Here is a 9,044-nt window from a genome sequence, read left to right on the forward strand (position 1 = left end):
GCCAGGGTGGTCTTGCCGGTGCCGGGCGGGCCCCAGAGGATCACGGAGGAGGCGCCGGCGGGGCCGGAGGCCTCGCCGACCAGTCTGCGCAGGGGCGAGCCCGGCTTCAGCAGATGCTGCTGTCCCACGACCTCGTCGAGGGTGCGCGGGCGCATCCGGACCGCCAGGGGGCTGCTGGACGGTTCCTTCTCCTGGCGTTCTTCGGCTGCGGCGGTGAACAGGTCGGGCTCCACGTCAGAAACCCTAAATCACGGCACTGACAATCCCGCGGGGCCCCGGAACGTCCGGGGTCAGCTGGTCCAGAAGTCCCACCAGCGGGTCAGGATCAGCATGCCGATGATCCCGATGTGCAGCACGGGCAGGACCCAGGTGAACTCGCCGAAGAAGCTCTTGAGCCAGTTCGGGGCCGGGAGGAAGCCCTTGCGGATGTTGAACGACGTCACGTACCAGAACATGAGGATCGTCGCGACCCAGGCCAGGGAGCACCACAGGCACAGCGCGTTGATCCGGTACAGGGACTGGAACATCAGCCAGGCGCAGAAGACGACGCCGAACAGGCAGCCTGCGTTGAAGGTGAGCCAGTACCAGCGCGGGTAGCGGGCGCGGGCGAGGAGGCTGATGCCGACGGCGATGACGATGCCGTAGCAGACGAGGCCGAGCATCGGGTTCGGGAAGCCGAAGACGGCGGCCTGCTTGCTCTCCATGACGCTGCCGCAGGAGACGACGGGGTTGAGGCTGCAGCCGGGCGTGAACGTCTTGCCCTCGACCTTGGCCTCGAGGAGCTTGAACTTGTCGATCGTGATGACCCAGGCGGCGAGCAGTCCGGCCGCGCCGGTGATCACCAGCAGCAGGGCGAGGGCCCGGCTGCCGCCCTCGGTGCGGGGCGCGGTCTCGGCGCGCTCCGTCTCGGGCTTCATGGAGACGTCCTTGACTGTCGTCTTGCTCATCACGCCGATTCCGTCGCTTGAGGCCTGACCATCTTCGGGCATGGCCATTGTGCCGCACACGGGGGTCTGTCCACCGTTCAGTGGACATAAGCATGTCCGCACGGTCGGCCCTGAGCGTTCGGTTCCGGCCGACGATCGTCGCATGACAGCACACGGGTACGACCTCGCCGTGGACGTGCGGGGGCTGCGCAAGCGCTACGGGGACGTGACCGCCGTCGACGGCGTCGATCTCGGCATCCGGCGCGGCGAGGTGTTCGGCCTGCTGGGACCCAACGGCGCGGGCAAGAGCACCACGGTGGAGATCCTCCAGGGCAACCGGGCCCGGGACGCGGGCGAGGTGTCCGTGCTCGGGTCGGACCCGGCGACCGCCACGCGCGCGTGGCGTTCACGCGTCGGAATCGTCTGGCAGGACGAATCCGCGCCCGCCGAGTTGACGGTCCGGGAGACCGTTCGGCACTTCGCCCGTTACTACCCCCGGCCGCGCGACCCCGAGGAGGTCATCGGCCTGGTCGGTCTGGAGGCGAAGGCGGACAGCCGGATCAAGGCGCTGTCGGGCGGTCAGCGCCGGCGCCTGGACGTGGCGCTCGGTGTGATCGGCGGCCCGGACCTGCTGCTCCTGGACGAGCCGACGACCGGGTTCGACCCGGCGGCCAGGCGGCAGTTCTGGTCGCTGATCCGCGCCCTGGCCGACGACGGCACGACGATCCTGCTGACCACTCATTACCTGGAGGAGGCGGAGGCCCTCGCGCACCGGCTGGCCATCGTCGCCAAGGGCCGGATCGTCGCCGAGGGCGAGCCCGGGGCGCTGCGGGAGCGGTTCGGCACCGAGGCCGCTGTCGAGTGGACGGAGCCGGACGGCACGCCGCGCGTGGTGCGCACCGAGACGCCGACCCGCACGGTCGCCGGGCTCCTGCGGCGCTTCGACGGCGAGATCCCGGGGCTGACGGTGAGCCGCCCCACGCTGGAGGACGTCTATCTCCGGCTCACCGGTCAGGAGGACCTGGGATGACCACGACCGTCGTACGGGAGCGCGGTGAGGTCGGTGGCGAGCGGCTGCCCGGTGCCTGGGGGCTCGGGCTGGGGCGGGGCGCGCTGGAGATCAGGCAGTTCTTCCGGCAGCGCGACCAGGTGGTGTTCACCTTCGCCTTCCCGGTCGTCTTCCTCTTCCTGTTCGCGTCGATCTTCAAGGACGATGTGGAGGGCGCGGGCATCACCGCCTCGCAGTTGTACGTCCCGGCGATGATGGCCGCCGGCATCATGTCGACGAGTTTCCAGGCGCTCGGCATCTCGATCGCCGTCGAGCGGCAGGACAAGGTGCTGCGCCGGCTGCGCGGCACGCCGATGCCGGCGACGGCGTATTTCCTGGGCAAGATCTGGCTGGTTCTTTTCACCGGGCTGCTGGAGACGGTGATCCTGCTCGCCGTCGGTACGACCCTGTACGACGTGGACCTGCCCTCGGACGCGGGCCGCTGGTTCGACCTGGCGTGGATCTTCGTGCTGGGGATCACGGCGTGCGCGCTGCTCGGCATCGCTATCAGTTCGGTCCCGAAGTCCGCGGCCAGCGCCAGTTCCGTGGTCGTCCTGCCGTTCCTGGTGCTGCAGTTCATCTCCGGGGTGTACATCGCCATCGGCACCATTCCGGACTGGATGCTCAACGTCGGTGCGCTGTTCCCGCTGAAGTGGATGTGCCAGGGGCTGCGCGGGGTGTTCCTGCCGGAGTCGGCGCAGGTGCTGGAGCAGGCGGGGAGTTGGGAGCTCGGACGCGTGGCTCTGGTGCTCGCCGCGTGGTGCGTCGGAGGATTGGCGCTGTGCCTGCTGACATTCCGCTGGAAGGACCGGCGCGAGGGATGAGCGATGCGGCGGATGCCGGCAGCGCCTACACCTGGGAGCGCTCGTTCCGGCTCTGGGACACGTACTTCGTGCTCATCTGGATGGCCACCGTGGCCTATGTGCTGGCGGCCGAGGATCCCGGCTGGCCGGTCCGCGCGGTCGCCTCCGCGCTGCTCGTCCCGCTCGTTCCGCTGTACGTGCTGGTCGGGCGCCGTCTGATCCAGGGCGATCCGCCCGACCAGCGGCGGACGATCGGCTATCTGACGGCGGCGCTGGCGTTGTTCCTGCCGTCGGCGGTGCTCGCCGGTGAAACGCGGCTGCTGGCCTTCGCGCTGATCCCGCAGTGCTTCATGACGCTGCGGTTGCGGTCGGCGCTGGCGGCCGTGGCCGTGATCAACCTCGTGCCCGTGGTGGGCTGGGCGCTGCTGTGGCGCCCCGACACCCGGGATGTGGTCTTCAACCTGCTCTTCTGCCTGGTGACCCTGGTGTTCTCGGTGGCGCTCGGCAGCTGGACGATCCGGATCATCGAGCAGAGCCAGGAGCGGGCCGAGTTGATCGCGGAGCTGGACGCGAGCCGGCACGAGATCGGCCGGCTGTCCGAGGCCCATGGGGCGCTGGCCGAGCGGGAGCGGCTGACCCGGGAGATCCACGACACGCTCGCGCAGGGGTTCACGAGTCTGGTGATGCTGGTCCAGGCGGTCGAGGCGGAGCTGGATCACGATGTGCCCGAGGCGCGGCGTCATCTGCGGCTGATGGACGAGACGGCCCGGCAGAATCTCGCCGAGGCCCGGGCCCTGGTCGCCGGGGGCGCTCCCGCCGACCTGGACGGCGCGTCCCTGCCGGACGCGCTGCGCCGGCTCGCCGCGCGCCATGACGCGACGCTGGAGGTGACCGGGCCGGTGCGGATGCTGCCCGCCGGTCCCGAGGTGGTCGCGCTGCGCGCCTGCCAGGAGGCCCTGGCCAACGCCCGTAAGCACGCGGGGAGTTCGGTGACGGTCGGTGTGTCGCTGGCGTACGGGGACGACTCGCTCATGGTGTCCGTACGGGACGACGGCTGCGGCTTCGACCCGGCAGCGGTCCGCGGCGGGTACGGTCTCGCGGGGCTGCGGGCCCGGGCCGTCGAGGTGGGCGGGACCACGGAGGTACGCAGTGCCCCGGGTGACGGCACGGCCGTGACCGTCCGGCTGCCGGTCGTGAGGAGGGAGATGCCATGATCCGGATCATCCTGGCCGACGACCATCCCGTCGTGCGGGAGGGGCTGCGGGCGATGCTCAGTGCCGAGCCGGACCTGGAGGTCGTCGCCGACGCGTCCAGCGGTCCGCAGGCGGAGGCGCTGGCGGCGGAGTTGCGGCCGGACATCGTGCTGATGGATCTGCGGATGCCGGGTGGCGGGGGTGTGGACTCCATCGTGCGGATGACGCGGGCCGGGCTGCCGTGCCGGGTGGTCGTGCTGACGACGTACGAGACGGACCGGGACATCCTGCGGGCGGTGGAGGCGGGGGCCGCGGGCTATCTGCTGAAGGACCTGCCGCGTGTTGAACTCGCGGAGGCGGTACGGGCGGCGGCCCGCGGGGAGACGGTCCTGGCGCCGTCGGTCGCGGCCCGGCTGGTGGACCAGTTGCGGACCAAGCCGGACCGGCCCCGGCTGTCGGAGCGCGAGACGGCCGTACTGCGCCTGGTCGCCGAGGGCTGCACTAACGCGGAGATCGGGCGCCGGTTGTTCATCGGGGAGTCGACGGTGAAGACGTATCTGCTGCGGATCTTCGGCAAGCTCGGGGTGGACGACCGGACGGCGGCCGTCACCAGCGCGATGCGGTACGGGCTGCTGGAGCAGTGAGGAAGGCGCCGGGTGTCTCCGGCGCCTTCGCGCTCATGTCAGCCCAGCCGGGCTTCCAGCTCCGCCACGATCTCGTTCACGCCGACCGCCGTCTGCTCGCCCGACTCCATGTCCTTGAGCTGGACGACGCCCTCGGCGAGGTCGCGTTCGCCGGCGACGACCGTGTAGCGGGCGCCGCTGCGGTTGGCGTTCTTCATGGCGCCCTTGAGGCCCTTGGCGCCGTAGGAGAAGTCCGCGGCGATGCCGTTCTTTCGGAGTTCCGTGACCTTGGCGAACAGGACCCGGCGGGCCTCCTCGCCGAGCGGGACGGCGAACACGCTGGTGCTCGCGGGGAGTTCGAGCTCGATGCCCTCCGCCTCCAGGGCGAGGACCGTGCGGTCGACGCCGAGGGCCCAGCCGACGGACGGCAGGGCCGGGCCGCCGATCATCTCGGAGAGACCGTCGTAACGGCCGCCGCCTCCCACCGCGGACTGGGAGCCCAGACCGTCGTGGACGAACTCGAAGGTGGTGCGGGTGTAGTAGTCCAGGCCGCGGACCAGCTTCACGTCGTCCTCGAAGGCGACGCCCGCAGCCGTGATCAGCTCGCGGACCTCCTCGTGGTACGTCTTGCACGCGTCGCAGAGGTAGTCGCGCAGCAGCGGGGCGTCCCCGAGCTGCTTCTGGACCGACTCACGCTTGTCGTCCAGGACACGCAGCGGGTTGATCTCCGCCCGGCGCAGGGTGTCCTCGTCCAGGTCCAGGCCGCGCAGGAAGTCCTGCAGTGCCGTCCGGTACACCGGGCGGCACTCCTTGTCGCCCAGGCTGTTGAGCAGGATCCGGAAGTCGCTCAGGCCCAGCGAGCGGTACGCCTGGTCGGCCAGGATGATCAGCTCGGCGTCCAGCGCCGGGTCCTCCGCGCCGATCGCCTCGGCACCGACCTGGGAGAAGTGGCGGTAACGGCCCTTCTGGGGACGCTCGTAGCGGTAGTACGAGCCGGAGTACCAGAGCTTGACCGGGAGGTTGCCCGCCTTGTGCAGGTTGGCCTCCAGCGCGGCGCGCAGGACCGAGGCCGTGCCCTCGGGGCGCAGGGCCAGCCTGTCGCCGCCCTTGGTCTCGAAGGCGTACATCTCCTTCGTGACGATGTCCGTCGACTCGCCGACACCGCGTGCGAAGAGCTCGACGTTCTCGAAGCCCGGCGTCTCGATGTAGCCGTAGCCGGAGTCCCGCAGCGGCGCGGCGATCGCCTCACGCACCGCCAGGTACTTCGCGGAGTCCGGCGGGATCAGGTCGTACGTGCCCTTGGGGGCCTTGAAGGTGCTCACGGAAGGTCTCGTCACATTCCTCGTCGGGGAGCGTCGTGGGCTCCCTGGCCGGCCGCCACCTGCCGCAGATACGGGTTGGTGGCGCGCTCCTGGCCGATGGTCGTCTGGGGGCCGTGGCCGGACAGCACCACGGTCGAGTCGTCGAGCGGCAGGCACACGCGGCCCAGCGAGTCGAGCATCTCGGCCATGTCACCGCCGGGCAGGTCGGTGCGTCCGATGGAGCCGGCGAACAGCAGGTCGCCCGAGAACAGGATCGGCGGGATGTCCGCCGCCTCGGGCATGCCGAAGGTCACCGACCCCTTGGTATGGCCGGGCGCGTGCGCGACGGACAACTCCAGGCCCGCCAGCTCCAGCTTCGCCCCGTCGGCCAGCTCCTTGACGTCGTCCGGCTCCCCCACGGTCAGCTCGCCCAGGAGCGGCATCCCGATGGAACGGCCGATCCCCTTCTCGGGGTCGTTCATCATGTACCGGTCGTCGGGGTGGATCCAGGCCGGCACGTCATGCGCGCCGCACACCGGGACGACCGAGGCAACGTGGTCGATGTGGCCGTGGGTGAGGACGACGGCGACGGGCTTGAGCCGATGTTTTCTGATCGCTTCCTCGACACCGTCGGCGGCCTGATGGCCGGGGTCGATGATCACGCACTCCTCACCGGCGGCGGGGGCGACGAGGTAGCAGTTCGTCCCCCAGGCCCCGGCGGGGAACCCTGCAATGAGCACGATCGTCCTTCGTTGTGTCGATACGGGAGGCTGCGGCTGGTGACAGAGCCTACCGGCGCTGCCGATTCCTCAGCGAACCCATATACGGTACGGGGCACACGCAGGCGGTCGGCACACACGACGCACGCGTACCGGTCGACGTTCGAGACCCATGAGGAGAGAACCCGGTGGTCAGCCAGGAACAGCGGCGGCGTCAGCTCGCCCGGGAGAAGTTCTTGCGGCAGCAGCAGCGACGCACGGACGCTCGACGCAAGGCCCGTATCCGCAACTCCGTGATCGCCTCGGTTCTCGGCGTGATCGTGGTGCTCTCCGTGACGGTCTTCCTGACCAAGCCGTTCGAGGACGACGGCAAGAAGGAGAACGCGAACGCGGACGTCACTCCGAGCGCCACGCCCAGCAAGGCCCCGGACCCGTGCGACAAGCCCGCCGCGGGCAAGGTCAAGTCGGAGACCTGGAAGAAGGAACCGGCGATGTCGATCGACGAGTCGGCGAAGTACACGATGAAGCTCGACACGACGTGCGGTGAGATAGACGTCGCGCTGAAGGCGTCGGCGGCGCCGCACACCGTCAACTCGTTCAACTACCTTCTCGGCAAGGGGTACTTGGACCACAGCAAGTGCCACCGGCTCACCAACCAGGGCATCTACGTCCTGCAGTGCGGTGACCCGCAGGGCACCGGCATGGGCGGACCCGGCTACACGATCCCGGACGAGAACCTCAAGGACAAGAGCCTCAAGGGCGGGGTGTACCCGGCGGGCACGGTCGCGATGGCGAACCAGTACAACGCCCAGACGAAGCAGGGGCGGGACAGCGGCGGCAGCCAGTTCTTCCTCGTCTACCAGGACAGTCAGCTGCCGCCCGACTACACACCGTTCGGTACGGTGTCCGAGGCGGGCATGAAGGTCCTGACGAAGATCGCCAAGGCCGGAGCGGAGGCTCCCGACCCTCAGACGGGCAACACGGCGCCCAATGCGACGGTCGTGATCAACAAGGCCGCGATCACCAAATCCTGACCCCCAACTGCGAAATTTCGGTCGCGCGGGATGCGGACACGCCCCCCGCCGGTCGCCTATGTTGGCCGTGACGAAACTGTGGACGATGCCCGGGGGTGCTGAGGCCCCTCGCAGGCATCATGTGGAGGAGGCGCTGTGAGCAGCGACCCGTGGGGCCGCGTCGACGAGACGGGGACCGTGTACGTGCGTACGGCCGAGGGCGAGCAGGTCGTCGGTTCCTGGCAGGCAGGCTCCCCCGAGGAGGCGCTGGCCTATTTCGAGCGCAAGTACGAGGGCCTGGTTGTCGAGATCGGCCTCCTCGAGAAGCGAGTGAAGACCACCGACCTTTCGGCGAAGGACGCTCAGGTCGCCATCGACCACATCCGGCAGCAGGTCGACGCGCACCACGTGGTGGGCGACCTGGATGCCCTGCGGGTCCGGCTGGACAAGCTCGTGGAGCAGGTGGAGGCACGCCGCGAGGAGCGCAAGGCCCAGCGGGCGCGGCAGTCCGACGAGGCGCGCAAGTCCAAGGAAGCGCTGGTCGCCGAGGCGGAGGAGCTGTCGCAGTCCGACCAGTGGCGGGCGGCCGGTGAGCGGCTGCGGGCCCTGGTGGACACCTGGAAGGGCCTGCCTCGCCTGGACCGCAAGTCCGACGACGACCTGTGGCACCGGTTCTCGCACGCGCGGTCGGCGTTCTCCAAGCGGCGCAAGCAGCACTTCGCGCAGCTCGACGCCCAGCGCGAGGAGGCGCGGCGGACCAAGGAACGGCTGGTCTCCGAGGCCGAGGCGCTGTCGAACTCGACGGACTGGGGTGTGACGGCAGCCCGCTACCGCGAGCTGATGGCCGAGTGGAAGGCCGCGGGCCGTGCGCAGCGTGAGCACGAGGACGATCTGTGGAACCGCTTCCGCGGCGCCCAGGACGTGTTCTTCGCGGCCCGCAGCTCGGTCTTCGCCGAGCGCGACGCCGAGCAGTCGGAGAACCTGAAGCTCAAGGAGGAGCTGGCCGAGGAGGCCGAGAAGCTCCTGCCGATCACGGACCTGAAGGCGGCCCGGGCCGCGTTCCGTTCCGTCAACGAGCGCTGGGAGGCCATCGGCCATGTGCCGCGCGACGCGCGCCCCAAGGTCGAGGGCCGGATGCACGCCGTCGAGCGGGCCCTCCAGGAGTCCGAGGAGACCGAGTGGCGCCGGACGAACCCGGAGGCACGCGCGCGTGCCGAGGGTCTGACCGGCCAGCTCCAGGCCGCGGTGGACAAGCTGCGGGGCCAGATCGAGCAGGCCCGTACGCAGGGCAACAACGCCAAGGCCGACAAGCTCGAGCGTGAGCTCGAGGGCCGCCAGGCGCTGCTGGACCAGGCGCAGAAGGGTCTGCAGGAGTTCGGAGGCTGATCAGTCGTTCGAAGGAGGGCCCCGTACATGCC

9 protein-coding genes and 1 pseudogene are annotated in these 9,044 nt (G+C 69.9%); 6 read left to right on the forward strand and 4 right to left on the reverse strand.

Features of this window, described 5'->3' with window-relative positions; translation table 11 throughout:
* Both ACFTZL_RS35235 and ACFTZL_RS35240 read right to left on the reverse strand, forming a co-directional pair.
* Positions 1 to 233, reverse strand: a pseudogene (locus tag ACFTZL_RS35235) (replication-associated recombination protein A); the annotation flags it as partial.
* Between the two features lie 57 nt (positions 234 to 290).
* Positions 291 to 947, reverse strand: a complete 657-nt coding sequence (locus tag ACFTZL_RS35240) for a vitamin K epoxide reductase family protein (RefSeq protein WP_382591517.1) — start codon at positions 945 to 947, stop codon at positions 291 to 293.
* A 142-nt stretch (positions 948 to 1,089) separates the two neighbouring features.
* On the opposite strand from ACFTZL_RS35240, the gene ACFTZL_RS35245 reads away from it, so the two are divergent.
* The 4 genes from ACFTZL_RS35245 to ACFTZL_RS35260 are packed head-to-tail and all read left to right on the forward strand — an operon-like array spanning position 1,090 to position 4,614.
* Entirely contained in the window at positions 1,090 to 1,956 is an 867-nt protein-coding gene (locus tag ACFTZL_RS35245; RefSeq protein WP_382591520.1) for an ABC transporter ATP-binding protein, read from the forward strand.
* Positions 1,953 to 2,798: an ABC transporter permease gene (locus ACFTZL_RS35250; RefSeq protein ID WP_382591522.1), complete on the forward strand. Its 846-nt coding sequence runs from the start codon at positions 1,953 to 1,955 to the stop codon at positions 2,796 to 2,798. Before ACFTZL_RS35245 ends, ACFTZL_RS35250 begins: the two co-directional genes overlap by 4 nt.
* Positions 2,795 to 3,991, forward strand: a complete 1,197-nt coding sequence (locus tag ACFTZL_RS35255) for a sensor histidine kinase (RefSeq protein WP_382591525.1) — start codon at positions 2,795 to 2,797, stop codon at positions 3,989 to 3,991. Before ACFTZL_RS35250 ends, ACFTZL_RS35255 begins: the two co-directional genes overlap by 4 nt.
* Positions 3,988 to 4,614 carry a response regulator gene (locus ACFTZL_RS35260; RefSeq protein WP_382591528.1) on the forward strand — a complete coding sequence of 209 codons (627 nt, stop codon included), beginning with the start codon at positions 3,988 to 3,990 and terminating at the stop codon, positions 4,612 to 4,614. The genes ACFTZL_RS35255 and ACFTZL_RS35260 overlap by 4 nt, the downstream gene beginning before the upstream one ends.
* A gap of 38 nt (positions 4,615 to 4,652) precedes the next feature.
* Here the strand turns inward: ACFTZL_RS35260 and hisS are convergent, their stop codons facing one another.
* Together hisS and ACFTZL_RS35270 are read right to left on the reverse strand one after the other, a co-directional pair.
* Positions 4,653 to 5,915: a histidine--tRNA ligase gene (hisS, locus tag ACFTZL_RS35265; RefSeq protein ID WP_382591531.1), complete on the reverse strand. Its 1,263-nt coding sequence runs from the start codon at positions 5,913 to 5,915 to the stop codon at positions 4,653 to 4,655.
* A gap of 11 nt (positions 5,916 to 5,926) precedes the next feature.
* On the reverse strand, positions 5,927 to 6,634 hold the full coding sequence (locus ACFTZL_RS35270) for an MBL fold metallo-hydrolase (protein WP_359896489.1): 708 nt from the start codon (positions 6,632 to 6,634) through the stop codon (positions 5,927 to 5,929).
* A 167-nt stretch (positions 6,635 to 6,801) separates the two neighbouring features.
* Here ACFTZL_RS35270 and ACFTZL_RS35275 point away from each other — a divergent pair, with 167 nt between their 5' ends.
* Positions 6,802 to 7,647 carry a peptidylprolyl isomerase gene (locus tag ACFTZL_RS35275; RefSeq protein ID WP_382591534.1) on the forward strand — a complete coding sequence of 282 codons (846 nt, stop codon included), beginning with the start codon at positions 6,802 to 6,804 and terminating at the stop codon, positions 7,645 to 7,647.
* Between the two features lie 135 nt (positions 7,648 to 7,782).
* Positions 7,783 to 9,012: a DUF349 domain-containing protein gene (locus tag ACFTZL_RS35280; RefSeq protein WP_382591537.1), complete on the forward strand. Its 1,230-nt coding sequence runs from the start codon at positions 7,783 to 7,785 to the stop codon at positions 9,010 to 9,012.
* Positions 9,013 to 9,044 lie beyond the last annotated feature (32 nt).

The organism is Streptomyces sp. NPDC056948 (genome assembly GCF_042674225.1).
GTDB classification, from domain to species: Bacteria; Actinomycetota; Actinomycetes; order Streptomycetales; family Streptomycetaceae; genus Streptomyces; species Streptomyces purpurascens.